Below are 25805 nucleotides of genomic sequence, written 5' to 3'. Positions count from 1 at the left end.
GGATCGGCCTCAGAACCGTGCCGTCAGGAACAGGCGGACGTTGCGGCCCGGCAGCAGGATCTCATCCTTCTTGAACGAGGCCGAGTTGCGGATGTCGTCGTCGAGCAGGTTGCGGCCCTGGAGCCCGAGCGTCACCTCGGTGGCGCCGTAGACCGTGGGGTCGAGCGCCTGGGTGTAGGCGAGTTCGGCGCGCAGGTCGTTCCAGCCCGGCGTCGTCGTCTCGAACGGGGCGATCTCGATGTGGTCGAAGGCGTGGAGCAGGTTGATCCGCGCGAACCAGCCATTCGCCCGCACGAAGGCGCCGCCGCCGAGGCGGTGCGGCGGGATGCGCGGCACGTAGCTTCCGTCGTCGAACTGGGCGCGGACGAAATCGTACTGCGCCTCGAGGCCCGCCCAGCCGTCGCCCACGGGCAGAAGGTCGAGCTGCGCGCCGATCTCGGCGCCGTAGAAGCTGGCATTGGCCTGCGAATAGACGATCTGGCGCAGCTCGTCGCCGGAACCGCAGGAGCCGAAATCGTCGTCGCAGCGGTTCCCGGTGTCGCGCCGGAAGATGAAGCCGGTGTAGCGCGTGACATAGCCGGTGGCGTCGAGCCGCAGCGGCCCCTCCGCCCGGCGCAGGGAGATCTCGGCGGTGCGGGCGCGCTCCAGCCGCAGGGTCGGATCGCCGATCTCGAAGGTCGCCGAGGCGTGGTGCGGCCCCTGCGAGAACAGTTCGGGGCCGGTCGGCGCCCGCTCGACATAGGAGCCGTTCAGGCTCGCCACGAAGCCGTAGGGCAGATCCTGCAGGGCGCCGAAGCTGAGGCTCTTGGGGGCGAAGCGGCGCGTCAGGGCGTAGCTGAGCGGGTCCCCATCCGTCGGAAGGTAGCTGCCGGGGAACTGCGTCGCGATGCTGTTGAGCCGGTCGCCCTCGATCCGGCCCGCGGCCTGGAGCCGGAGCCCCCCGCCGACCGCCAGTTCCTCGAACAGGTAGGCGGCCAGCACCCGCGACTCGGTCGGCGGCAGGAAGCTCTCGAGCTGCGAGTTGAGCACCCGCCGGCTCGTCTGGACGCCGACCGCGCCGGTGAGCGTGCCGAGCGCGGTGAAGACCGGCACGTGCTGCGCCTCGAACCGGGCTTCGACCTCGCGGTTCTTGAAGATCGCCTGCACGCCCTCGCCGGCCGGCCCCCCATGCCCCTGCCCGTGGTCATGGTCATGGTCGTGATCATGATCGTGGTCGTCGTGCCCGTGGCTATGGCCGAAGCCGATCTCCTCGTGGCGGTAGACCGAACCGCCGGCCCAGAAGCGCAGCACCTCGAACGGACCTTCCAGCGGGCGATATTCGCCGCGGGCGAGCACGCGGTCCTGGTTCGGGTTGAGCCGGGTGCGGGCCTCCTCCGCCTCGCCGCCGGGGATCTGATAGAGCGCGTTGAAGTGGCTGTAGGAGATGCCGAGGAAGCCGCGGTCGCCGATGGCCGAGATGCCGACCGAGCCCCCTTGCGTCTCGGTCGCCGAGTTGCGCTGGATGCCGCCGGGGATCGCGTAGGAATCGGTCGCGGTCGCGAACCCGTCGGCGTGGACCGCGATGCCGTTGGCGCCCGCATCGACGCTGGCCGCGCCGAGCCGGCCGTTATCGACCGTGGTGAATCCCGTCGTGACCTGGCCCGCGATCCCGCGGGCGGGAATGAAGGTCGGCACCTGATTGTTCTCGGCCGAGACCACGCCGCCGATCGCCCCCGAGCCGTAGCGCAGCGTTGCGGGTCCGCGGATCACCTCGATCCGGCTGGCATTGAGCGGGTTGACCGGCACCGCGTGGTCCTCGCCGAGATCCGACACGCCGCCGTTGACGATGCCGTTCTCCTGGATGCGCACCCGGGCGTTGTCGAGGCCGCGGACGATCGGCCGCGAAGCCGCCCCCGGCGCGTAGGTCGAGGCGGAGATGCCGGGCCGGTCGGCCAGCGCGTCGCCGAGCGTGCGCGGCTGGTCGCGGGCGATCCGGTCCTGCGGGATCACGGTGACCGGCGAGAAGGTGTTCGTCACCACCGGAAGCACCTCGGCTGCCAGGGCGGGCAGGGGCGTGGGTGACGGAGCGGCGGAGCGGGCCTGGATCGGGCTCACCGAGGTCACGCTGATCTCCTCCAGCGTGGCCGCCTCCTGCGCCCGCGCCGAGAGCACGGTTCCGGGCACGCCCGTCAGCACCGCCCCCGCCGCCAACAGCATCCGTCCCGAACGTCCGCGTCGCATTCCCGTCGATCCAACATTGTCACGTTACAATGTTTCATCGCGAGGATGTTACAATGTTGCAAGGCTTATCTGCGGCCCGCTCCGTCGGGGGAGGGCGTGTGTGTCCGGCCTGCATCAGGCGGCCCGGTGCGCGGCTGCACGCAGCGTGCGCCGTACCCCGGCGCGCGGCGTCGCAGGCGCTTGTGCCGAGCGGAGCCGGACGTGACATTGGGCCCTCCGGAGGTGGTGCCGCCTGTCCGGATGATGTTTGTCCGGAACCCGATGCCCGCCGACGTGCTCCTGTCCGCCCTCCGCTTCCTCCTGTTCGGCCTCGGCCTCCTCATCCTTCTCTTCCTCGTTCCGCTCGCGACCCACGCCCTGTGGTGGACCGCGAAGGGCGGACGCGCGGAAAGCTGGTCGACGGCGGATTGGTCGAGCGCCGGGCTCCTCCCGCCGGCCGCCGCCGTGCCGGGGGCGATGGTGCAGGTCTACGCCGCCCGGGTTGGGCGTTGGCGGGGCATCTTCGCCCATCACAGTTGGGTGGTGATCAAGGAGGCCGGGGCGCCGCGCTACACCCGCTACGACGTGGTCGGCTGGGGCAGGCCCGTGCGCACCGACGCCTACGCGCCGGACGGGCGCTGGTTCGGCAACGAGCCGGAGATCGTGCTCGGGCTCGACGGCGAGGCGGCGGCGCGGGCGATTCCCGAAATCCGCGCGGCGGTGGCGGACTATCCCCACCGCAGCCAGGGCTCGTACCAAGCGTGGCCGGGCCCGAACTCGAACACCTTCGCCGCCCATGTCGTCGCGCGCATCCCCGACAACGACGTGCCGCTGCCGCCCACCGCGCTCGGCAAGGACTGGACGCCGCCGGGCCGCTTCGCCGAAACCACCCCGAGCGGCACGGGCCTGCGCCTGTCCTGGCGCGGCTATGTCGGCCTCACCGTCGGCTGGGTCGACGGGCTGGAACTCAACCTGCTCGGCGCGGTGGCGGGGCTCGACTGGCGCCGCCCGGCCCTGAAGCTGCCGGGCTGGGGCCGGATCGCGCTGATCCCCGGCGGCGACGCGGACAAGGCGGCGCCGACGACGGAACCGGAGCGCCGCCGCGCTCCCGGCCCCGTCTCCGGCTGAGTGTCTCTCACAAAACGCCCGCCGCGCCGTGCCCAGAGGGGAGACGAGGGGAATCGGGAGTTTTGTGAGGCACTTTGAGGGGGTTTCGCGGGGCTCAGCGCCGCGACGAGGTCTGCTGCGGAAGGGTCACGTCGCCCTGCCACTGCCCGGCGAAATCCAGCGCCGAGCTGTAGGCGACCGAGAAGTTTCCCTTGCCCTTCACGCCGGCGAACTCGCCGGTGGCCGCACTGTCCCGGTAGGTTCCCGCCGCCGTGACGCGGCCCTGCGCGTCGGTGGTGATCGTGCCTCGGTAGGCACTCGACACCACGCCGCCGGGCATGGTGAGGGTGATGGTGCCCTCCACCGGCCCCTGCCCGTTCTTGAGCGTGAGGGTCTCCACCCACTGCACCTGCGCCCCGTCGAAGGGGGTGCCGGGGCCGGCATTGGTTCCGGATGCGGTCTGCTGGACCTTGACCTCGTTCGGGCCGAGCACCTGCGGGGCCTGACTGTCGACATGGCCGCTGAAGCGGCCGCCCATCGGCATGGCCATGGCCGGAAGGGCCGGCACGAGCGACAGCGCAACGGCAAGGATCGCCGATCTCCGATACATCGCGTTCACTCCCTCGGATCGTGTTCTGGAGCCGTATCCGTCCTGATCGCATCGGGCCGACGTCTCGAGGCCTCCGATCTGACGCGCATTCTCTCGACGAGCCGGTGGGTACTTCGCCGGAATGCGCTCTGAGACATCGTCTTGCGAGGTCGAGCACGGAACTGTGACCCCGGGAGAGTCTGAATACCAATGAAATTGACTGTCAATGCGGAGTTTAAGCAGATCATTTGCATTTATTCTTGGTGAATATTGCAAGGCTGCGCGGCGCCGATGCGCCGCGGGCAGGACGACACCGAGCGGACTAACCCGCCTGCATCGCGGCTCATCCGCTTGCGCAGGCGGAGCCCCTATGCCGATCGTGGGGGGCGGAGCGCTCCGGGGCGACGCGCCGGGCGCCCGATCCGTGATAGGAGCCGGCCGATCCGACCGCGAGACCGGCACCGCTCCACGGACACGATGACCGACCTTTCCCTCCGCCCGGCGCAAAGCCACGACCGCGACGCGATCTGGTCGATCGTGGAGCCGATCCTGCGGGCGGGCGAGGCCTATGCCCTGCCGCGGGACTGGGACCGGGCGCAGGCACTCGCCTACTGGTTCTCCCCGGCCCACCATGTCTTCGTCGCGCAAGAGGCGGGCGCGGTGCTGGGTAGCTATTATGTCCGCGCCAACCAACTCGGCCCCGGCGACCACGTCGCCAACGGCACCTACGCCACGCATCCGGCCGCGCGGGGGCGGGGCATCGCCCGCGCCATGGGCCTGCACTCCTTCGAGACCGCGCGGGCGCTGGGCTTTTCCGCGATGCAGTTCAATCTGGTCGTCGCCACCAACACCCACGCCGTCGCGCTCTGGACGAGCCTCGGCCTCAGGGCGGTCGGCCGCCTGCCCGGCGTGTTCCGCCATCCCACCCTCGGGCCGGTCGACGCGCTGGTGATGCACCGCCCCCTGTAACCCCGCCTCCATTGAACACGGCCGCGCTTGGGACAGATGATCCCCGCGCACCGTGAGAGGTGCGGGGGGAGGGCGCGTGCCTTGAGCTTCCTGATCTGCCTCGCGGCGCTCTTCTTCCTGATGGGCATCGCCTATCGCGGCTTCTCGGTCATCCTGTTCGCCCCCGTCGCCGCCATGGGCGCGGTGCTGCTGACCGATCCGGCCGCCGTGCCGACCCTGTTCTCCGGGTTGTTCATGGAGAAGCTGGTCGGCTTCCTGAAGCTGTACTTCCCCGTCTTCCTGCTCGGGGCCGTGTTCGGCAAGCTCATCGAGATTTCGGGCTTTGCCCGCTCCATCGTCGGCGCCGTCACCGGGCTCCTGGGGGAGGGAAGAGCGATCGTCGCGATCGTGCTGGTGGGCGCGATCCTCACCTATGGCGGTGTCTCGCTGTTCGTGGCGGTGTTCGCGGTCTACCCCTTCGCCGCCGAGCTGTTCCGGCGCTCGAACATCCCCAAGCGCCTGATCCCGGGGACGATCGCGCTCGGCGCCTTCACCTTCACCATGGACACCCTGCCGGGCACCCCGCAGATCCAGAACATCATCCCGGCCTCCTTCTTCAAGACCGACGCCTACGCCGCCCCGTGGCTGGGCGTCATCGGCGCGATCTTCGTGTTCGCGGTCGGCGTCGCCTATCTCGAATGGCGCCGCCGCTCCGCCGGGGATGAGGGCTATGGCGAAGGCCACACCAACGAGCCGCAGGCGGTCGAGGACAAGGTCGTCATCCACCCGGCAGTGGCGATCCTGCCGCTCCTCATCGTCGGGATCGGCAACAAGCTTCTGCTCGCCTGGATCACCGCCGCTTACGGCGAGCAGGCGAGCGCCGCGCTGACGCCGGAGATGGCGGCCCATCCCGTCACGGTTCAAGTAAAGACCGTGGCGGCGATCTGGGCGGTGCAGGGCGCGCTGTTGCTGGGCATCCTCGCCACCGTGATCCTCGGCTACCGCAACCTCGCGGAGCGCTTCTCCGAGGGCTCGAAGGCAGCGGTCGCCGGCTCGCTGCTCGCCGGCATGAACACCGCGACCGAATACGGCTTCGGCGCCGTCATCGCCGCTTTGCCCGGCTTCAAGGTGATCTCGGACGCGCTCTCGGCGATCCCCAACCCGCTGATCAACGAGGCGGTGACGGTCAACGTGCTGGCCGGCGTCACCGGCTCGGCCTCGGGCGGGCTCTCGATCGCGCTCGGCGCCCTGTCGGGCCGCTTCGTCGAGGCGGCGCAGGCGGCCGGCATCCCGCTCGAAGTGATGCACCGCGTCGCCTCCATGGCCAGCGGCGGCATGGACACCCTGCCCCATAACGGCGCGGTGATCACCCTGCTCGCCGTCACCGGTCTGACCCACCGCCAATCCTACGGCGACATCTTCGCGATCACGATCATCAAGACCGTGGCCGTGTTCGTGGTGATCGGCGTCTACTACCTCACCGGCTTGGTCTAGAGCCGTATCCGACCTGATTGCATCAGGCCGGCGTCTCTCGGTCTTCGTTTTGACGCGCTTTCTTTCGCCGAACCGGCCTCCACTTCGTCGGAAAGCGCTTTAGCGCCCGCCGCAGTACGGGGCGCTGCCGGTGGCTCGGAACAAAGGAGGGGAGCCCCCGGATTGCCTGCGCAAGGGCGGCGCGGACGCCGCCCGAACAGTGGGCTCCCGGCCTCGCGCTGGGCGGAAGCGAGACCGGGATTCGGTATGGCGAAAACAGCATTGATCGCGGGCGTCGGCGGCATCGTCGGCAACAACCTCGCCCGGCACCTCGCGGCGCAGGGCTGGACGGTGGAAGGGCTCGCCCGGCGCCCACCGGAGATTGCCGGGGTCACGCCGGTCACCGCCGACCTGCTCGACCCGGCCGCCCTCGCTCGGGCGCTCGAGGGCCATGCGCCGAGCCACGTCTTCCTCGCCACCTGGCTGCGCCAGCCGACGGAAGCCGAGAACATCCGCGTCAACGCCGCGATGGTGAGAAACCTCCTCGAAGCGCTGCGCCCGGCGGCAAGCCTCCGCCACGTGGCGCTGGTGACGGGCCTCAAGCACTATCTCGGGCCGTTCGAGGCCTACGGGAAGGGCAGCCTGCCGCCGACACCGTTTCGCGAGGACCTGCCGCGCCTCGATGTGGAGAATTTCTACTACGCGCAGGAGGATGCGGTGTTCGAAGCCGCTGCGCGCGACGGTTTCTCGTGGAGCGTGCACCGCCCGCACACCATCGTCGGCTACGCGCTCGGCAACGCCATGAATATGGGCGTGACGTTGGCCGTCTACGCCACCTTGTGCCGCGAGACCGGGCGGCCCTTCCGCTTCCCCGGCTCGGCGGCGCAGTGGAGCGGGCTCACCGACGTGACCGATGCGCGGCTGCTCGCCCGCCACCTCGAATGGGCGGCGCTGACGGAGGCGGCGCACAACGAGGCCTTCAACGTCGTCAACGGCGACGTCTTCCGCTGGCAGTGGATGTGGGGCCGGCTCGCCCAATGGTTCGGCATCGAGGCCGCGCCCTTCGACGGCGCGGTGAACCCGCTGGAAGCGCAGATGGCGGGCGCCGCCCCGCTCTGGGCCGAGTTGGCCGAGCGCCACGGCCTGATCGAGCCCGACCTGAACCGCCTGGCCTCGGCGTGGCACACCGATGCCGATCTCGGCCGGCCGATCGAGGTCGTGACCGATATGAGCAAGAGCCGGCGCCTCGGCTTTCTCGACTACCAGCCCTCGGACGACGCGTTCTTCGACCTGTTCGCGCGGCTGCGGGCGGAGCGGGTCATCCCCTGAGGTTCACCCCACCGTCGCGGCCTTCTGCCGCCGGGTCGGGTGGGTCATGGCTTCCAGTTCGAGCAGACCGTTGAGCTGGGCCTCGGTGAGGAGGCCCTCCTCCAGCACCAGATCCGCCACCGCGCGGTTCTCCTTGAGCGCGCGGCGGGCGATGCGGGAGCTGGCCTCGTAGCCGAGCGTCGGCGCGAGCGCGGTGACGAGGCCGATCGAGCCCTGGACGAGGCTGCGGCAGCGCTCGCGATCCGCCTCGATGCCGTCGACGCAGCGCTTGGTCAGGGTGTCGATGGCGGCCGTCAGCATCCGTAGGGAGCTCAGCACGCAGTAGCCGATGGTCGGCTCGAAGGCGTTGAGCTGGAGCTGGCCGCCCTCGGCGCAGAGCGTCACCGTGAGGTCGTGGCCGATCACCATGTAGGCGACTTGATTGACCACTTCCGGGATCACCGGATTGACCTTGCCCGGCATGATCGAGGAGCCGGCCTGCACCGCCGGAAGCCGGATCTCGCCAAAACCCGTGCGCGGGCCGGACGAGAGCAGGCGCAGGTCGTTGCAGATCTTGGAGAGCTTGACCGCGACGCGCTTCAGGACGCCGGAGAACAGCACGAAGGCGCCGAGATCCGAGGTCGCCTCGATCAGGTTCGAGGCCAGCACCATCGGCTGGCCCGAGAGCCGCGACAGTTCCTCGACGGCCAGCGCGGCGTAGCGCGGGTCGGCATTGATTCCGGTGCCGATTGCGGTGGCGCCGAGATTCACCTCGCGGAACAGGCCGACGATCTCGGTCAAGCGCGCCACATCCTCCTTGATCGTGGCGTGGAAGCCGTCGAACTCCTGGCCGAGGGTCATCGGCACCGCGTCCTGGAGCTGGGTGCGGCCCATCTTCAGGACGTCGGCGAACTCCACCGCCTTGCTCTTGAAGGCATAGGCGAGGTCGTCGAGCGCCTTGACCAGCGGTTGCGTGGCGAAGATCACCGCGAGCCGCAAAGCCGTCGGGTAGGCGTCGTTGGTCGATTGCGCCATGTTGACGTCGTCGTTGGGATGCAGCGCGGCGTAGTCGCCCGGCGCCTTGCCCATCAGCCTCAGGCCGACATTGGCGATGACCTCGTTGGCGTTCATGTTGGTCGAGGTGCCGGCCCCGCCCTGGATCGCGTCGACCACGAAGGATTCGGCGTAAGCCGGATCGGTCGCGACGAGGGTGCAGGCCTCGTCGATGATCTTGGCCTTCCCCTTGGGCAGGTAGCCGAGGCGGTGGTTGGCCCGCGCCGCGGCCTGCTTTACCAGGGCCAAAGCCCGCACCAGTTCCGGGTAATGGCCCACCGACACGCCGGTGATCGGGAAGTTCGCCACCGCCCGCTTGGTGTGGATGCCCCACAAGGCATCGACCGGCACCTCGCCGTCCCCGAGCAGGTCGTGTTCCGAGCGGGTCTTCGCCCCTTCCATCGCCACCTTGCGCACGGTGGCGACGGCGAGATCCTCCTCCTGGGGCGGCGTCTCCGCGGCGGCCCGTGCCGCCGTCCCGTGGGCGTCCGGGCGGACGGCCTTCTCGGCCGCCGCGAGGGCCGCGGCCTTCAGCTCGGCCTTGGCCGCCTTCTTTCCCGTGCCGCCTTTGGGCTTCCGGGCCGCACCCTTGGCCGTCTTGACCTCACCCTGGCCTCCGGCCGCATCCTTCGCGGTGTGTTTGGCCGCGGTATGCTTGGCCTTGGTGTCGGATGCCGTCTTCGCCACGGAAGTCTCCCCGATGCGTCGGATGATCCGGCCGAATCCATGTTTCTGGAGGCCGGTGACCGTCGCGTCGGTGTTCAGGTCTCCGCGTGCCGGACTGTCAACCGCTCGCGGTCTGGTTGACGTGTCAGCCGCCCCGCGTCGTCAGCATTCGCTCCTACGACGCGGGACCGTCAGGAGGGGTTAGAAGAACAACGTCGTGTTGAGATAGCCGTAGAACGTGTCGCCGGTATCGGGCGCGTTGGGGGCGTTGCGCAGGAAGTCGCCCTTGGCGAGATAGGCGAGGCCGGTATCCAGGATCATCTCGTTGGGGATGATCCAGTAGCGCACACGCCCCTCGATCTGGTGACCGGCGAAGGTGCCGGAGCGGCCGGTGCGGTCGCGGATCAGGGTCGCGGCGAAGGTGTCGGTGGCGCTCTCGAGCCAGAGCGGACGGTAGGCGATGAAGGCGTCCCAGACCGGGCTCGGGGTGATCTCGGCGCGGATCGAGGGCGAGATCAGGTTGGCGCGCTGCACCGGGCCGTAGAGGCCGGTCGGGCCGTACTCGAAGCGCCGGGCGCCGAACAGGGTGTCGAAGCGGCTGAACTTGCCGTCGTTGGCCCGGTCGCCGCTGGCGTGGTCGTAGTGCAGCGACAGCCTCGGCTTCCATTCGTGGTCGAGGGTGTAGCCGACCTCGGCGTGGACGAAATAGGCCGAGACCGTGAGGTCGCGCTGGTCGGCGGCGCCCGCGGTCTCGCGGGCGAGGCCGGTCTGGTAGATCCCCTCGAAATCGTAGTCGAATTCGCCGACCCGCGGCGGCCGGGCGAACCGCAGGCCTGGGGTGAACAGGCGCCGGTCGCGGGTCTGGACCGAGCGCAGGCCGGTGCCCGAATCCTGCTCGTAGAGGCCGTAGCCGTAGAGCTCGAACGTGCCGCCGAAGATGTTGGCGAAGGTATAGGAGGCGCCGAAGAGCTGCAGGTTCAGGCTCTCGCGGTCGAACTCGATGCCGTTGTCGAGGATGCCGTTGACGTCGTCGGGCAGCCGCGTGTGTGGCATCACCCACAGCGCCGTGAACTTGTCCTTGCCCACGCCCTGCCAGTCGAAGCTCACACCGGTATAGGCGTTGATGGTGTTGCGGAACTGCTGGCGCGAGACGAGGCGGCGCGAGCCGATGTTCTTGGTGAAGCGGCCGACCGTGAGGTTGCTCTTCGAGCCGTTGTCGCCGAGATCGCCCGTGTCGAAGTTGAGATAGGCCTGGCCCGGTTCGAGGGCGTTGATCTCCGTGGTGAAGGCGGAGGAGTTGCGCTGCTGGAAGTAGCCGCGGCTGTCGAACAGCTCGACGCCGACGCGCACCGGTCCCTTGATCCCGTACTCCACATGCAGGGTGGTGAGGTACGAGTTGAGGATGTCGTTGGCCGCGAAGGTCGGCACCGGACGGAACTGGTTGGCGATGCCTTCCACCCGCGGCCGGAACGAGCCGCTGATGCGCCAGTTCTCCGGCTCGCCGAACCCCTTGTAGAGGAAGTTCGGGGGCTTGGACGGCTGGGCCGCGAAGTAGGGGCCGTCCTGCTTCTTCCGGGCTGCGGCCGTCGCCGCCTGCGCCTGGGCGGCGGCGACATCCGTGGCGGTGACGGAGGGACCGGCAAACGGGCCGCTCTGGGCGAGAGCCGGGCCAAAGAAGAGGGGAATGGAGGCGCCGGCGAGTAACGACGCGTAGAGAACCGACCGCTTCACCACACCGCTCCTGTTCTTTTCGCAAAGTTCGTCCGACGGCGGTTAGTGATCGCTTAGTCTGGTATACCAGTGCAAGAACCGGCTTTTCGATCGATGCATTTTGTCGAGGTGGCGCCGGGCCGGCGGCCCCTGCCGCGACCGGTTTTCCACATGGCGCAAAGCGCGCAAAACAAAATAAAATCAGGGATTTGAGCGTCTTCTTTTCATCCGCTCCAGGGGAAGGCCGCTTGTCCCCCGTCTGCAACGGATGGGATGGAATGTCAGAACTACTTGAATTTTCCGGGATTAAACTCGGGTCTTCTTGTCGAGGTGCGGGGCGGGCTCGCGCGCCGCAACCGTTCCGTGTGGGCGGAGGCGGGCTCGGGTGGATGACAAGCCCGTGTCCCGGCCCCACTATGGGGCTGCTGCCGCCCGCGGGGGGGCGGCGCGTCACGTCCCGTGTTCGGAAGGTCCGCCGATGCGCCTCAAGGCCGCGCTCCTGCTCACCGCTCTTGCCGCGGCCGCCTGTTCACCGGCTCATGCGCAGGATCTGACCGGCAAGGATCTGACCGGCACTTTGAAGAAGGTGCGGGAGGCCCGCGCCATCACCATCGGCCACCGCGACGCCTCGGTGCCGTTCTCCTATCTCGACGGCAACCAGAAGCCGGTGGGCTACGCCTACGAGATCTGCCTGAAGGTGGCGGAGGCGGTCAAAGCGCATCTGAAGCTCGACACGCTGGAGGTGCGGCTCAACCCCGTCACCTCTGCCACCCGCATCCCGCTGATCGCCAACGGGACGATCGACCTCGAATGCGGCTCGACCACCAACAACGCCGACCGGCAGCGGCAGGCGGCCTTCACCAACACCCATTTCCTCACCGCGACGCGCTTCGTCGCCAAGCGGGAGAAGGGGCTCGACAAGACCGACCACCTCAAGGGCCGCACCGTGGTCTCGACCTCGGGCACCACGAATATCCGCCAGATCAACGAGATCAACACCGCCCGCGGCCTCGGCATGCGGATCCTGCCGGCCAAGGACCACGCCGAGGCCTTCCTGATGGTCGAGACCGGCCGCGCCGACGCCTTCGTGATGGACGACGTGCTGCTCGCCGCCCTCGTCGCCGGCTCGAAGACGCCCGACGCCTACGCGATCTCTTCCGAAGCGCAGTCGCGCCCCGAGCCCTACGGCATCATGCTGCGCAAGGACGACCCGGCCTTCAAGGCCGTGGTCGATGCCGCGACCGCCGCCCTCTACAAGAGCCCGGAGGGGACGGCGCTCTACGAGAAGTGGTTCACGCAAGCCATCCCGCCGCGGGGCATCAACCTCAAGCTCCCGATGAGCGAGGCGATGCGGAAGGTCCTGGCCAACCCCAGCGACAGCCCGGACCCGGCGGCCTACTGACGGTGCCGGCCCGGCTGCGGTTGAGCGACCCCCGATGAACTACACCTGGAACTGGGGCATCTTCCTGGAGCCGTCGCCTGAGGGCGCCGGCTCCTATGCCGACATGCTGCTCTCCGGGCTGGCCTGGACGGTGGTCACCGCCCTCTGCTCGTGGGCCATCGCCTTCACCCTCGGCTCGGTGGTCGGCGTGATGCGCACGCTGCCCTCGCGGACCGCCAACGCCATCGGCGCGGCCTATGTCGAGGGGTTCCGCAACGTGCCGCTGCTGGTGCAGATGTTCCTCTGGTACTTCGTGCTGCCGGAACTCCTGCCCGCGCGTCTCGGCGCGGCCGTCAAGCAGATGCCGGACGCGCCGTTCTACACGGCGGTTCTGTGTCTGGGCTTCTTCACCGCCGCGCGGGTGGCCGAGCAGGTGCGGGCGGGCATCCGCGCCCTGCCGCGGGGGCAGGCGCAGGCGGGCCTCGCGCTGGGCCTCACCTGGGCGCAGACCTACCGCGCCGTGCTCCTGCCCAACGCCTACCGGATCATCCTGCCGCCGCTCACCTCGGAATTCCTGAACAACCTCAAGAACACCTCCGTCGCGCTCACCATCGGCCTGCTCGAACTCACGGCGCGGGCCCGCTCGATGCAGGAATTCTCGTTCCAGGTGTTCGAGGCCTTCACCGCCGCGACCCTGCTCTATGTGGCCCTCAACCTCGTGGTGATCGCGGGCGCGACCCTACTGGAGCGGCGCGTGGCCGTGCCGGGAGGGCGCTGATGCTGGCCGGTCTCGACCTCTCCGTCGTCGCCGATTCGCTGCCCTACCTGTTCGGCGAGGGGATGGTGTTCACCCTGACCCTCACCGCGCTCGCGGCGAGCGGCGGCATCGTGCTCGGCACCGGGCTGGCGCTGCTGCGGCTCTCGGGCGTGCCGGGCCTGACGCATGCGGCCAAGCTCTATGTCGAGCTGATGCGCTCCCTGCCGCTCGTGCTGGTGATCTTCTGGTTCTACTTCCTCGTGCCCTATCTCGGCGCCTGGGCGATCGGCGCGGACACGCCGATCCGGGTCGGGGCGTTCGCCAGCGCGCTCGTCACCTTCACCCTGTTCGAGGCGGCCTACTTTTCCGAGATCGTGCGGGCCGGCATCCAATCGATCCCGAAGGGCCAGAGCGCGGCGGCCCGGGCGCTCGGGATGAGCTACGCGCAGGTCATGCGGCTCGTGGTGCTGCCCCAGGCGCTCCGCAACATGGTGCCGCTGCTGCTGACCCAGACGATCGTGCTCTTTCAGGACACCTCGCTCGTCTACGTGCTCTCGCTCACCGATTTCCTCGGCGCCGCCTCCAAGGTGGCGCAGCGCGACGGGCGGCTCGTGGAGATGTACCTGTTCGCCGCACTCGTCTACTTCGCCGTCTGCTTCGCGGCCTCGCTGCTGGTGCGCCGGCTCCAGGCCCGTACGGCGATCGCCCGGTGATGGATAACAGGATGAGGGTGGGCCGATGACCGCGCCGCAGCCGGCCGCCACGGGCGGGCCGATGATCGCCATTGAGGCGGTGTCGAAGTGGTACGGCGAGGTCCGCGTCCTGGCCGGCTGCTCCACCGCCGTGACCCGCGGCGAGGTGGTGGTGGTCTGCGGCCCCTCGGGCTCGGGCAAGTCGACGCTGCTGAAATGCGTCAACGCCCTGGAGCCGTTTCAGGAGGGGCAGATCACCGTCGACGGCACGCGGGTGCGGGACAAGGCCACCAACCTGCCGCGGCTGCGCGCGCGGGTCGGCATGGTGTTCCAGCATTTCGAGCTGTTCCCGCATCTGAGCGTCCTCGACAACCTCACCCTCGCCCCGCGCAAGGTGCTGGGGCGCTCGAAGGCCGAGGCGGCCCGGCGCGGCCTCGACCTGCTGGCCCGCGTCGGCCTCTCGGCGCACGCACACAAACATCCCGGCCAGCTCTCGGGCGGGCAGCAGCAGCGGGTGGCGATCGCCCGCGCGCTCGCCATGGACCCGGTGGTGATGCTGTTCGACGAGCCGACCTCGGCGCTCGATCCGGAGATGGTCGGCGAGGTGCTCGACGTGATGGTGGAACTGGCCCGCGACGGCATGACCATGATGGTCGTGACCCACGAGATGGGGTTCGCCCGCAAGGTGGCCGACCGGGTGGTGTTCATGGATCGCGGCGAGATCGTCGAGGATGTGGCGAAGGACGCCTTCTTCGATCGGCCCCGCAGCGAGCGCGCCCAGCAGTTTCTGTCCAAGATCCTCGCGCATTGACGCCGATGGGCCGGCCCCGGCCCTGCCCGTGAGGCGGGCCGGCCTCGGCCCTCAGAACAGCGAGATGAGGACGATGCCGGCCACCATCAGGGCGGCCCCACCCAGCCGCGAGGCGCCGGCCCGCACCCGCTTCATGCCGACCCAGCCGAAATGGTCGAGCGCCACCGAGGTCAGCAGGTTGGCGGTGATCAGGAGGCCGTTGAAGGCGCCCGCGCCGACCTTGTCGACGAAGAGCAGGCCGGCGAACACCGCCACGGCGCCGGTGAGGCCGGCCAGCGGCATCCACCAACGCACCCCCTCGATGTCGGCGCGCTGGGGCAGGGGCTTGGGCCGCAGCAGGAAGACCAGCACGAAGACGAACACCACCGGCAGGAACGAGACCAGGGCGGCGAGCCACGGATTGATCAGGGCTCCGCGCAACTGCGCGTTCCAGACCACGCCGATCGCCTGCAGGGCGCCCGCGACCACGATGAAGGGATAGAGCAGCCGCGGGTTGAGGCCGTGGCCGGTCTCCTGGGTCCCGTCCTGTCCGGCGCCTGTGCCGGGGGTGACGCGGGCGATGAAGGTCACGCCGACCGCCATGAGCAGGCCGCCGAGCCAGGGCATCGGCTTGAACCCACCGCCTGGCAGCCCGAACAGGCCCAGCGAATCCATCGCCAGCGAGGTCAGGATGTTGGCCGTCAGCGTCAGGCCGTTGAAGGGGCCGGCGCCGACCTTGTCGACGAAGGCGAGGCCCCCGAACACCGCCACCGCGCCGGCCACGCCGCCGAGCGGTGCGTACCACGGCATGCCCGCGAGCGTGTCGAGGCTCGGCAGCGGCGTCGGCATCACGAGGAACAGCGTCGCGAAGACGAAGACGATCGGCAGGAACGAGACCGCCGCGGCCAGGAACGGGTTGACGAGGTGCCCGCGCAATTGCGCGTTCATGGAGTTGCCGAGCGCCTGGAGCGCGCCCGCCACGATGATGAAGGGGTAGAGCAGGGCGGCATTCACGCGGGTCGGCCTCCGGATCGGCGAGGAGTTGGGATCAGGCGAGGATCAGGGCCGCCAGCGCCAGCGCCAGCGCCGGCGGCATGACGAGGGCGCCGAGCTTCAGGAACGCCCAGGCGGAGACATTCTGGCCCTCGCGGCGGATCGCGGTGAGCCAGAGGATCGTGGCGAGCGAGCCCGTGACCGAGAGGTTCGGCCCGAGATCGACGCCGATCAGGATCGCCCCCGCCACCGTCTCCGGCACATGGGCGGCCTGCACCGCGGCGCCCGCCAGCAGGCCCGCGGGCAGGTTGTTCACGAGGTTCGAACTGAGGGCGACGAGCGCGCCGCCGGCCCAGGCAGTCGCGGCGGGATCGCCCTGCGCGGCGGCCCCCAAGAGGTCGGCGAGCCGCGTGAGGAGGCCGGTCTTCTCCAGGGACTCGACGAGGACGAAGAGCCCGGCCACCAGCGGCAGCACGCCCCAGGAGACGTCCCGGGCGACCGTGACCAGCCCGCCCCGGTTGATCGCCAGCACGACCAGGGTGGTGGCGAGCCCGGCGATGAAGGTCGGCAGGCCGAGTTCGATCCCGGCGGCCGAGGCGCCGATCAGGGCCGCGCCGGTGGCGACGATGCCCCCGGCCGCGATTGTGCCGCCGAGCCCGAGCCGTGGGATCGCGACGTCGGTCGCGACCGTCTCGGCCTTCAGCCGTGCGTTCTGGGTCAGGCGCAGGACGAGATAGGTCGCGACGATGGCGAGGAGGGAGGGCAGGGTGAAGGTCGCCAGCCAGCGGCCGAGCGGCGGCATGTGCTCGGCGAAGACGACGAGGTTGGCCGGGTTCGAGATCGGCAGCACGAAGCTCGCCGCGTTGGCGATGAAGGCGCAGATGAACAGGTAGGGCAGGGGCTGCTTCACCCCGGCGGCCCGCGTCGCGGCGAAGACGGCGGGCGTCAGCACCACCGCGCAGGCATCGTTGGAGAGGAAGACCGTGACCACCGTGCCGACGACATAGACGAGCGCGAACAGCCGCGTCGCCGACCCCTTCGCGGCCCGCACCGCGTGGGCGGCGAGCCAATCGAACAAGCCTTGCTTCCGGGCGATCTCGGAGAGCAGCATCATCCCGACGAGGAAGAGGTAGACGTCGGCGCCCTTGGCCGCGCCCGTTAGGGCGGTCTGCCAGGGGATCAGGCCGAGGACGATGAGGAGCCCCGCGCCGGCCACCGCCCAGACCGCCTCCGGCCAGGAGAACGGGCGCAGGATCACGCCAAGCGTCGCCAGCGCGGCGATCCCCCAGGTCGCCACGTTCGGGTTCGGGATGAGCGCACCCATCGGCGTCGGGCTTCCTTCTGTGGGGAGAATCACGCGATTCGGAAGCGGCGGGGCGCCGCTGCGGCTCGGGGCAGGATCGCGCAGGGCCTCTGCGAGACCAAGCCCCGACGGTCTCGCGCATCGCAGCCGATCCGCCGCCGCTCAAGCGCCCGCGCGCATCGCCGTTCCGATGTCATCCATCACAAGGATGCGATCTTCGCCGGGGCTGGGCACTCGGGATGCGGGCTTCGGATGGCTTCGGCGGCGCATGATCCGCCGCTGTGCCGCGATGCGAGGCGGTGGGGCGAAGGGGGCAGGGCGGAACAGCGTCCCGGAGCGCCGGTTTTCCCAGGGTCCATCACATCAAGAACAGGGAGATTCGCCATGAAGGCTCTGACCTTCGCCCTCGCCAGCACCCTCCTGCTCGCGCCCGCCGCCTTCGCCGCCGAAGGCACGGGGGCGTCCGGCACCAGCCGCTCCGGCACGGCCAACAGCACGGGGCCGAACGATGCCGGTTCCGGCGCTTCACCGGGCGCGGCCGGCAGCGGCCCGACTTCGGGGGACAAGAGCCGGTCCGGTACGTCCAACAGCACGGGCGCCAACGATGCCGGCTCCGGCTCCTCGCCCGGCGCCAGCGGCAAGGGCCACGAAGCCCGTTAGCCGGAGCGGAGCGCGCCGTCCCGAAAGGTGGTCACCGGCTTTCGGGATGAAGCCAAAAACGAGGAGCCGGCTTTGCGCCGAAGGGACCAACTCAGGCTGTCACGCTCGGCTGGTGCGCGATGGCGGCGCCTCACGCACCCCCTTTAAAAGCGTTCGCCGGCACCCGTTCCCGGATGCCGGCGATCACGATGGTCGGGACGCTCCGCTAAAGCGGCTATCCCGCGCGGCGTGTCGATGAAGGGCCGTCCGGGTTCCCTACGGTTCCCGGCCGGCCCTTCGCGACTTTCGCTTGGCCGCCTCTCCTGAGGAGGGGGCTACTAAGCGGGATCAGTCGTTCTTCACCGTGCCGTCCGGGCCGACCTTAACCTCCTGCTCGCGGTCGATGAGCGCCAGCTTGATTTCGTACTCGACCGCGTTGCCCTCGCGCTCGACCTCGGCCTCGTAGGCCTTGCTGCCGGGGGCCTTCTTCTCGGCGAGCGCGATCGCGTCCTTCAGCGAGACCTTGGCGTTCTGGAAGTCGCTCGCCTTCAGACGGGTGAAGTAGCGCTCGAAGGGCTGGTTCTCGCTCTTGTAGAGATCGCCCGTGTCGGCATTGACGCCGTGCTCGACGAGCTTGCCGCTCGGGTACACGACCTTGATCGAAAAGTGCGCCGGGTTCTTGCTGTCGGCCTTCTCGAAATCGGCGTCGATCGCCTTGCCGCCCTTCTCCTCGCCTTCGGCCTTGCCCTCGGCGGTGGCGATGGCCTGCGCGAGGCTGATCTTGGCCGACTTGGCGATCTGCCACTCCTTGAGGTCGCTGTTGGACTTGGTGGCTTCCGTCGCGGTCGGGGCGCGGCCGGTATTCTCCGGGTTCTTGGTCAGATCGGGGTTCTGGGCCGCGGCAAGGCCGGTCATCAGGGTCAGCAGGCCGGTGGCGGCGGTGAGGCGCAGGAGGTTCGTCTTCATGGCGGGGTCTCCGTTTCTTGTGTTGGCGGCGCCTGGGGCGCTCGAGCTTGTTGCGGACCCACAGAACGGTCCGAACCGCCGCTTGGTTGCAGCGCGTCACGACGTTCGAGGCATGCTGGTGTGCGCCGCCGAGCGCGCCGTCGCGATCGACGGGGCCGGAGCCGACGCGCCCACAATTCGTTTGCCGCGTTGACATATATCCATCTGGCGCATAACTAATACGTTAGTTGGATATAAGATGGATCGAGCGAGATCCCATGAGCCAAGCCGAGTCCGAGGCCGCCTTCCTGGCGCGCTACGATCCCGCCGACTACGCCCGGCCCGCCGTGGCCGTCGATCTGGTGCTACTGGGTCTCTCCGGCGGTCGCCCGACCATCCTGCTGCTGAAGCGCGACCGGCACCCGCATGCGGGGCGCCACGCGCTGCCCGGCGGCTTCGTCGGAATCGACGAGGCGTTGGATGACGCCGCCGCCCGCGTCCTGCGCGAGAAGGCGGGCGGGGCGCGGGCGCATCTGGAGCAGCTCTACACCTTCGGCGCGGTGGAGCGCGATCCGCGCATGCGCATCATCACCGTCGCCTATCTCGCCCTCCTGACCGAGGCGGCCTTCGCCGAGGCGCGGGCGCGGGCCCCGGCCTTGCTCCCCGGCACGGTCGCGGCGGCCTCCGTGGAGGCGGGATCCGTGACGGTCCACGCGGCCGATGGCGCGGCGCTGCCGCTCGCCTTCGACCACGCCGAGATCGTCGCCCTGGCGATCCGGCGTCTGCGGGGCAAGCTCGACTATTCGGAGGTCGGCTTCGCCCTGCTCCCCGAGCTGTTCACCCTGCGCCAGCTTCAGGACGTGCACGAGGCGATCCTTGGCACAACCCTCAACAAACCCGCCTTCCGCCGCCGGATGCTCGACCGCGGCTGGCTCGACCCCACCGGCCGCTTCGAGACGGGCACCTCCTATCGCCCCGCCGAGCTGTACCGCCTTGGCCGAACCCCCTCGCAAACCCCCGCTCAAGGAGACTGACATGGCCACGATCCGCCGCTTCGGCGTTCTCTCCCAGCTCAGGAGCGAGGCCAGCCACTACGTCATCCGCTACCGCAACGGCCGCCCGCGCCAGAGCGGGCGCGGCCTCGTCTTCTGGTTCCGGCCGGAGACCGCGAGCATCAGCGAGTTGCCGATGGACGACCGCGAGATGACGCTGTTCGTCCGCGGCCGCAGCGCGGATTTCCAGGCGGTCGCGGTGCAGGGCAGCATCGGCTGGCACGTCGCCGATCCCGAGCGGCTCGCCGCCCGCGTCGATTTCTCCCTCGATCTGCGCACCGGCCGGCTCCAGGGCGAGCCGGTCGAGCGGATCGAGGCACGCATCGCGGGGCTGGCCAACCAGACCGTGCTGCAATTCCTCGGCGGCGCACCGGTGCGCGCCCTGCTCGATGCCGGGCCGGAGGCCCTGCGCGGCCAGGTTCAGGCGACGCTGGCCGCCGATCCGTCGCTGGCCGAGATCGGCGTTGCGGTGGTCTCGGTGCGGCTCACCAACCTCGCTCCGTCGAGCGAGTTGGAGCGCGCGCTCCAGACGCCGACCTACGAGGCGCTGCAGCAGAAGGCGGACGAGGCCACCTTCGCCCGCCGGGCGCTGGCGGTGGAGAAGGAGCGGGCGATTGCCGAGAACGAACTCGCCACCAAGACCGAGCTGGCCCGGCGCGAGAGCCTGCTGATCGCGGAGGAAGCGCAGAACGCCCGCAACCGGGCGCAGGCGCGGGCGGAGGCGGAAGGGATCGAGGCCGGCGCCGAGGCCGAGCGCATCCGCATGGTCGAGGGGGCGCGGACCGAGGCCGAGCGGGCGCGCGTCGCGATCTACCGCGACGTGGCGCCGGGCACCCTGCTCGGCCTCGCTGCCCAGGCGCTGGCGGGCAAGCTCGACACGATCGAGCATGTCAACGTCACGCCGGACCTCCTCGCCACCCTGCTCGGCGAGGTCCGCAAGCCGGCCAGCCTCCCGGCCCGCTGAAGGAGGATCGCATGGCCGCGCTCACCCCCCGGGCGGTCTTCATCACCCGCGAGACCGATTACGAGTTGCTGATCGCCCGGCACGCCACGCGGGGTCAGGCCCGCTTCTTCCTGGAGAGCCGCGGCCAGGGTCTCCCCGCCGTCGAGGCCCGCCACGCACGCTTCCACGCGGTGCTGGCGCAGGCGCGGGCCGCGGTGCCGGGGGAGTGGCGCCAGGCCCTGGTGCGGCGGGCCGATCTCGACCGCTTCCTGTTTTCCGGGGACGACGTGGTCGTTGCCGTCGGGCAGGACGGGCTGATCGCCAACGTCGCCAAGTATCTGGGCGAGCAGCCGGTGATCGGGGTGAACCCGGCGCCGGACCTCTATGACGGCGTGCTGGCGCGCAACCCCGTCGAGCGGCTCCCCCGGCTGCTGCCGGCGAGTGCCGCCGGCGCGGCGGCGATCGAGCGGCGCACCATGGTCCAGGCGGTGATCGACGGGACCGAGCGCCTGTTCGCTCTCAACGAAATCTTCGTGGGCCACCGCAGCCACCAATCCGCCCGCTACCGGATCGAGGCGCCGCGATCGGGAGCGGCCGCAGGGGAAGTGCAGATCGAGGCGGAGGAGCAGTCTTCCAGCGGCCTCATCGTCGCCTCCGGCACCGGGGCGACCGGCTGGGCCCGCTCGATCAGTGAGGCGACCCGGCTCGGCCTGTCGCTCGCCCCCGACGAGCGGGCGGTGGGCTATTGGGTGCGCGAGCCGTTCCCGAGCGTCGCCACCGCCACGCGGCTGCGGGCCGGCAAGCTCACCGACGCGCCGCTGGTCGTCACCTCGCGGATGAACGAGGGCGGCGTGATCTTCGCCGATGGGATCGAGCAGGATTTTCTGGGCTTCGGCTGGGGCCGGCAGGTGCGGATCGCGCCGGCCGACCGGGCCCTGCACCTCGTCACCGGGTGATCTTGACGGGCGCCGCAGGCCTGAACTGTGCGGGAGGCCCGGTTTCCTGGCTGCCCATCCCGTATATGGAACGCGGGCGGGACATCCGGGCGGATCTCTCGACCACAATCATCCGTAGGGCGCGATCCTGTCGCAAAACCGCCAAGGGTGCCGATCATGGGGCGCGGCATCGCGCGCCGCCAGCATCGGCGCGGGTTCGACCGATCCGGGAATGGGCAGCACGTGGAATCGGCAGCAGAGCATCGGATGGGCGGTCTCGCCGAGGCGGGGCGGCAGGACGAAGGATCGGGCGGGCGCCGCGCCGTCCTGCGGGGTCCCGCCCGGCCCGACCTGATCCGCCGGGAAACCCTGGCCGACCTGTTCCGGGCGAGCGCCGCCGCGCGCGCCGAGGCGCCCTGCCTGATCGACGCCGCCGAGCCCGGCTCGGACGGGCGCCGTCCGGTCCTGACCTATGCGCACGTCGATGCCCGCTCCGACGCCATCGCCGCCGGGCTGTCTGCCCGCGGCATCGGTCCGGGAGACGTCGTGGGCCTCTGGATGGCCCGCGGCACCGAACTGCTGATCGCGCAGATCGGCATCACGAAATCCGGCGCCGCCTGGCTCCCCTTCGACGCCGAGGCGCCCGCCGACCGGGTCGCGGTGTGCCTGAACGATGCCGAGGCCAAGGCGCTCCTCGTCTCGGAGAGCCTGCGGCCCCAGGCGCCGGAGGGCACGCCCGCCGTCACCACCGAAGCGCTTCTGCGGGCGGGGCAGGGCGCCTCTGCGCCCGATCTCGACGCCGCCGGCCTCGGGGCGGAGTACCCGGCCTACCTGATCTACACTTCGGGCTCGACCGGCGTGCCGAAGGGCATCGTCATCAGCCACGCCAACATCTGCCACTTCCTGCGCTCGGGCAACGCGGTCTACGGCCTTTCCGCCGACGACGTGGTGTTCCAGGGCGCCTCCGTCGCCTTCGATCTCTCGATGGAGGAGATCTGGGTTCCCTATCTCGTCGGCGCCTGCCTGTTCGTGGCGAGCCCCGCCATGATGGGCGACGTCGAAGCCCTGCCCGCGATCATCGCGGAAGCCGGGATCACCGTGCTCGACACGGTGCCGACCCTGCTCGCCATGATCCCCGGCGACCTGCCCACCGTCCGCCTCGTGCTGCTCGGCGGCGAGGCCCTGCCCGAGCCGCTGGTGGCCCGCTGGGCGACCGATGGGCGGCGCCTGTTCAACACCTATGGCCCGACCGAGGCCACCGTGGTGGCGACCGCCGCCGAGATGCGGCCGGGCCGGCCCGTCACCATCGGCGGCCCGATCCCGAACTACTCCGTCTACGTCGCCGACGAGGCGCTGAACCTGCTCGCACCCGGCGAGCAAGGCGAATTGCTGATCGGCGGCCCCGGCGTCGCGGCGGGCTACCTCAAGCGGCCCGAGCTGACGGCGGAAAAGTTCGTCGGCAACCCCTATCCGTCCGACGGGACCGACCCGGTGCTCTACCGCTCGGGCGATGCGGTCTCGATGACGGCCGACGGCGACATCGTCTTCCACGGCCGCATCGACGATCAGGTCAAGATCCGCGGCTTCCGGGTCGAACTCGGTGAGATCGAATCCCGCATCCGGGGCGAGGCGGGCGTCAACCAGGCAGCCGTGATCCTGCGGCGCGACGACGAGGTCGATCGCCTCGTGGCCTTCCTCGTGCCTGAGCGCGGCGCCCCCCTTGACCGCGCGGCCCTGCGAAAGAATCTGGCGGCGCAGATGCCGCCCTACATGGTGCCCGGCCATTTCGAGACGGTCGAGACCCTGCCGCGGCTCACCTCCGGCAAGGTCGATCGCAAGGCGCTGCGGATCGCGCCGCTGACCGTCGCGGTGGCCGACGGCGAGCAGGAGGCCCCCGACAACGAGACCGAAGCCGCGCTGCTGGCGGCGGCCAAGAAGGTGTTCGGCGACGGGCCAATCGGGTTCGAGGCCGACTTCTTCTCCGAACTCGGCGGCCACTCGCTGCTCGCCGCCCGCTTCGTCGGCGCGGTGCGCGAGACCCCGGCGCTGGCCGGCATCACCCTTCAGGACGTCTATAACGGCCGCACCCTGCGGGTGATGGCCGCGAGTTTGATCGAGCGCACGGGCGGGGCAGGGGCGCAGACCGCGATCCGCGACCTGAGCTTTGCCCCGCCGCCCCTCCTGCGCCGGGCGCTGTGCGGATTGGCGCAAGGGGTGGTGCTTCCCTTCGTCATCGCGCTGGCCACCGCGCAATGGCTCGGCATCTTCGTCACCTACCTGCTGCTCACTGGCGGCGGGCTCGGCTTCTGGGGCGAACTCGGCGTTCTCCTGCTGGTCTATATCGGCATCAACGCCGTGACCGCGACGATCGCGATTGCCGCCAAATGGCTGATCCTCGGGCGGACCAAACCGGGGCGCTATCCGCTCTGGGGCCTCTATTATTACCGCTGGTGGCTGGCGCAGCGCCTGACGCCGCTGGTGCACATCAAGTGGCTCCAGGGCTCGCCCGTCATCGTCACCTATCTGCGCCTGCTCGGCGCGAAGATCGGCGACGACGTGCTGATCTCCGACCTCGATGTCGGCGCACCCGACCTGCTCACCATCGGCCGCGGCGCGTCGCTCGGCGGGCGCCTCGTGATCGCCAACGCGGAGGTCGTCGGCAACGAACTCGTCATCGGCCGGGTCGAGATCGGCGAGGATGTCGCCATCGGCACCTCCTGCGTAATCGGCCCCGGCACGGTGATCGGGGACCATGCCGAGATCGCCGACCTCACCACCGTGCCCGCGGGCACCGAAATCGGCACGGCCGAGGCCTGGGACGGCTCGCCGGGCCGCCGGGTCGGCACCGTCGACTTCTCCGCGCTGCCCGAACCCGCCACCGCCTCGCCCGGCCGCCGGGCGGCCTTCGGTGCGGTCTACGCCTTCCTGCTCGCGGCGGTGCCGGCGGTCGGCCTGCTGCCGATCTTCCCGGCCTTCTACATCTTCGACCAGATCTCGGATAACCTCTCGGAGCTCACCGACGTCGATTACCATGTCTACCTGCCGCTCCTGACCTGGCCCACCGCCATGCTGATGACGGCGGGCACGGTGCTGCTCATCGCCGCCATCCGCTGGGCGGTGCTGCCGCGGGCGACCTCCGGCACCTTCTCGATCTGGTCGGGCTTCTACCTGCGCAAATGGCTGGTGGCGCTCGCCTCCGAGGTGACGCTGGAGACGCTCTCCTCGCTCTTCGCCACCGTCTACATGCGGGCCTGGTACCGCCTGATGGGCGCGCGGATGGGAAGGGGCGCCGAGATCTCGACCAATCTCGGCTCGCGCCACGACCTCGTTGCGATCGGCGCCAACAACTTCATCGCCGACGAGGTGGTGGTCGGCGAGGAGGAGATCCGCCGCGGCTGGATGCATCTCCATCCCGTCGAGACCGGCGCCCGCGTCTTCGTCGGCAATGACGGCGTGCTGCCGCCGGGCGCGAACATCCCCGACGACGTCCTGATCGGCATCAAGTCGAAGCCGCCGGCCAACGACAAGATGGGGCCGGGCGAGACGTGGTTCGGCTCGCCGCCGATCCGCCTGCCGGTGCGCCAGAAGGTCGATCTCGGTTCCAACGCCCAGACCTTCGAGCCGAGCGTGGCGGCCAAGCTCCGGCGCGGCCTGTTCGAGGCCTTCGCCACCTCGTTCTCGCCGATGCTCTACATCTCGCTCGCCATCTGCGCGATCGACTGGGTGTTCTACCCGGCGATCCTCGCCGAGGATTGGAGCGGGCTGGCCGTCGCTTTCGTGCTCGCGAGCGTCATCATCGCGCTGATCCAGACGAGCAGCGTGATCGCTCTCAAATGGCTGCTGATGGGGCGCTACCGCCCCGGCATGCGGCCGATGTGGTCGTGGTGGGCGATGCGCACCGAGGCCATCGCCGTCGCCTATTGGGGGCTGGCCGGCAAAGTGCTGCTAGAGCACCTGATGGGCACGCCCTTCCTGCCCTGGATGCTGCGGCTCTTCGGCGTGAAGGTGGGCAAGGGCGCCTGCCTCCTGATGACCGACATCACCGAGTTCGACTGCGTCGAGATCGGCGATTATGCGGCGATCAACCGCTCGGCGGCGCTCCAGACCCACCTCTACGAGGACCGCATCATGAAGGTCGGCCGGGTCGTGGTCGGGCGCGGCGTCTCGGTCGGGGCCTTCTCCACCGTGCTCTACGACAGCCATGTCGGCGACTATGCCCGACTGCGCCCGCTCACCATCGTCATGAAGGGCGAGTCGATTCCGGCGCATTCGGAATGGGAGGGCGCGCCCGCCGTGCCGGTGGTGCACGCGGCGGCGTAAGC

General features: G+C 69.9%; 20 protein-coding genes. 13 read left to right on the top strand and 7 right to left on the bottom strand.

Annotated elements, in window-relative coordinates; translation table 11 throughout:
• Positions 1-9: 9 nt before the first annotated feature.
• Complete coding sequence (locus ASF53_RS17315; RefSeq protein ID WP_056201139.1) at positions 10-2196, bottom strand: TonB-dependent receptor; 2187 nt, start codon at positions 2194-2196, stop codon at positions 10-12.
• Between the two features lie 285 nt (positions 2197-2481).
• Between ASF53_RS17315 and ASF53_RS17310 the strand changes: the two genes are divergently transcribed.
• Positions 2482-3327 (top strand): DUF3750 domain-containing protein, encoded by an 846-nt coding sequence (locus ASF53_RS17310; RefSeq protein ID WP_056201136.1) that lies wholly within the window; start codon positions 2482-2484, stop codon positions 3325-3327.
• Between the two features lie 94 nt (positions 3328-3421).
• On the opposite strand, the gene ASF53_RS17305 is transcribed toward ASF53_RS17310, so the two are convergent.
• The gene (locus ASF53_RS17305) at positions 3422-3916 is read right to left on the bottom strand and encodes a hypothetical protein (protein ID WP_056201133.1); all 495 of its coding nucleotides are present in this window, start codon (positions 3914-3916) and stop codon (positions 3422-3424) included.
• A gap of 456 nt (positions 3917-4372) precedes the next feature.
• Between ASF53_RS17305 and ASF53_RS17300 the strand changes: the two genes are divergently transcribed.
• The 3 genes from ASF53_RS17300 to ASF53_RS17290 all read left to right on the top strand — a co-directional run bounded on the left by ASF53_RS17300 (position 4373) and on the right by ASF53_RS17290 (position 7645).
• On the top strand, positions 4373-4864 hold the full coding sequence (locus ASF53_RS17300; protein WP_056201129.1) for a GNAT family N-acetyltransferase: 492 nt from the start codon (positions 4373-4375) through the stop codon (positions 4862-4864).
• An 81-nt stretch (positions 4865-4945) separates the two neighbouring features.
• On the top strand, positions 4946-6337 hold the full coding sequence (locus tag ASF53_RS17295; RefSeq protein WP_056201125.1) for a GntP family permease: 1392 nt from the start codon (positions 4946-4948) through the stop codon (positions 6335-6337).
• A 246-nt stretch (positions 6338-6583) separates the two neighbouring features.
• A complete protein-coding gene (locus ASF53_RS17290; RefSeq protein ID WP_056201121.1) occupies positions 6584-7645 on the top strand; it encodes an SDR family oxidoreductase in 1062 nt (353 codons plus the stop codon).
• Between the two features lie 3 nt (positions 7646-7648).
• Here ASF53_RS17290 and ASF53_RS17285 read toward each other — a convergent pair whose 3' ends face one another.
• Together ASF53_RS17285 and ASF53_RS17280 are read right to left on the bottom strand one after the other, a co-directional pair.
• Positions 7649-9364, bottom strand: coding sequence for an aspartate ammonia-lyase (locus ASF53_RS17285; RefSeq protein ID WP_082482811.1), 1716 nt, complete (start codon positions 9362-9364; stop codon positions 7649-7651).
• A gap of 180 nt (positions 9365-9544) precedes the next feature.
• On the bottom strand, positions 9545-11074 hold the full coding sequence (locus ASF53_RS17280) for an alginate export family protein (protein WP_056201976.1): 1530 nt from the start codon (positions 11072-11074) through the stop codon (positions 9545-9547).
• A 457-nt stretch (positions 11075-11531) separates the two neighbouring features.
• Here ASF53_RS17280 and ASF53_RS17275 point away from each other — a divergent pair, with 457 nt between their 5' ends.
• From ASF53_RS17275 to ASF53_RS17260, 4 genes are all read left to right on the top strand, one after another.
• Positions 11532-12455 (top strand): amino acid ABC transporter substrate-binding protein, encoded by a 924-nt coding sequence (locus tag ASF53_RS17275; RefSeq protein ID WP_056201118.1) that lies wholly within the window; start codon positions 11532-11534, stop codon positions 12453-12455.
• 34 nt (positions 12456-12489) lie between these two features.
• Positions 12490-13212 (top strand): amino acid ABC transporter permease, encoded by a 723-nt coding sequence (locus ASF53_RS17270; protein WP_056201115.1) that lies wholly within the window; start codon positions 12490-12492, stop codon positions 13210-13212.
• Complete coding sequence (locus ASF53_RS17265; RefSeq protein ID WP_056201112.1) at positions 13212-13904, top strand: amino acid ABC transporter permease; 693 nt, start codon at positions 13212-13214, stop codon at positions 13902-13904. The genes ASF53_RS17270 and ASF53_RS17265 overlap by 1 nt, the downstream gene beginning before the upstream one ends.
• 61 nt (positions 13905-13965) lie before the next feature.
• Positions 13966-14694, top strand: a complete 729-nt coding sequence (locus ASF53_RS17260; protein WP_056201971.1) for an amino acid ABC transporter ATP-binding protein — start codon at positions 13966-13968, stop codon at positions 14692-14694.
• A gap of 51 nt (positions 14695-14745) precedes the next feature.
• On the opposite strand, the gene ASF53_RS17255 is transcribed toward ASF53_RS17260, so the two are convergent.
• Positions 14746-15687, bottom strand: coding sequence for a DMT family transporter (locus ASF53_RS17255; RefSeq protein ID WP_056201110.1), 942 nt, complete (start codon positions 15685-15687; stop codon positions 14746-14748).
• 34 nt (positions 15688-15721) lie between these two features.
• A complete protein-coding gene (locus ASF53_RS17250; RefSeq protein ID WP_056201107.1) occupies positions 15722-16990 on the bottom strand; it encodes an arsenic transporter in 1269 nt (422 codons plus the stop codon).
• 363 nt (positions 16991-17353) lie between these two features.
• On the opposite strand from ASF53_RS17250, the gene ASF53_RS17245 reads away from it, so the two are divergent.
• Positions 17354-17629, top strand: a complete 276-nt coding sequence (locus tag ASF53_RS17245; RefSeq protein ID WP_056201105.1) for a hypothetical protein — start codon at positions 17354-17356, stop codon at positions 17627-17629.
• A 327-nt stretch (positions 17630-17956) separates the two neighbouring features.
• On the opposite strand, the gene ASF53_RS17240 is transcribed toward ASF53_RS17245, so the two are convergent.
• Positions 17957-18574: a PepSY domain-containing protein gene (locus ASF53_RS17240; RefSeq protein WP_056201101.1), complete on the bottom strand. Its 618-nt coding sequence runs from the start codon at positions 18572-18574 to the stop codon at positions 17957-17959.
• Between the two features lie 257 nt (positions 18575-18831).
• On the opposite strand from ASF53_RS17240, the gene ASF53_RS17235 reads away from it, so the two are divergent.
• The 4 genes from ASF53_RS17235 to ASF53_RS17220 all read left to right on the top strand — a co-directional run bounded on the left by ASF53_RS17235 (position 18832) and on the right by ASF53_RS17220 (position 25803).
• Entirely contained in the window at positions 18832-19587 is a 756-nt protein-coding gene (locus ASF53_RS17235; protein WP_056201098.1) for an NUDIX hydrolase, read from the top strand.
• Position 19588: 1 nt separating this feature from the next.
• On the top strand, positions 19589-20569 hold the full coding sequence (locus tag ASF53_RS17230) for an SPFH domain-containing protein (RefSeq protein ID WP_056201091.1): 981 nt from the start codon (positions 19589-19591) through the stop codon (positions 20567-20569).
• Between the two features lie 11 nt (positions 20570-20580).
• A complete protein-coding gene (locus ASF53_RS17225) occupies positions 20581-21504 on the top strand; it encodes an NAD(+)/NADH kinase (protein WP_056201088.1) in 924 nt (307 codons plus the stop codon).
• Positions 21505-21750: 246 nt separating this feature from the next.
• Positions 21751-25803 (top strand): Pls/PosA family non-ribosomal peptide synthetase, encoded by a 4053-nt coding sequence (locus ASF53_RS17220; RefSeq protein ID WP_056201084.1) that lies wholly within the window; start codon positions 21751-21753, stop codon positions 25801-25803.
• The last annotated feature ends 2 nt before the right edge of the window (positions 25804-25805 follow it).

Source organism: Methylobacterium sp. Leaf123, assembly GCF_001423405.1.
Classification (GTDB): domain Bacteria; phylum Pseudomonadota; class Alphaproteobacteria; order Rhizobiales; family Beijerinckiaceae; genus Methylobacterium.
The sequence above is the reverse complement of the archived record's forward strand: the minus strand, read 5'-3'. Positions and strand labels throughout refer to the sequence as shown.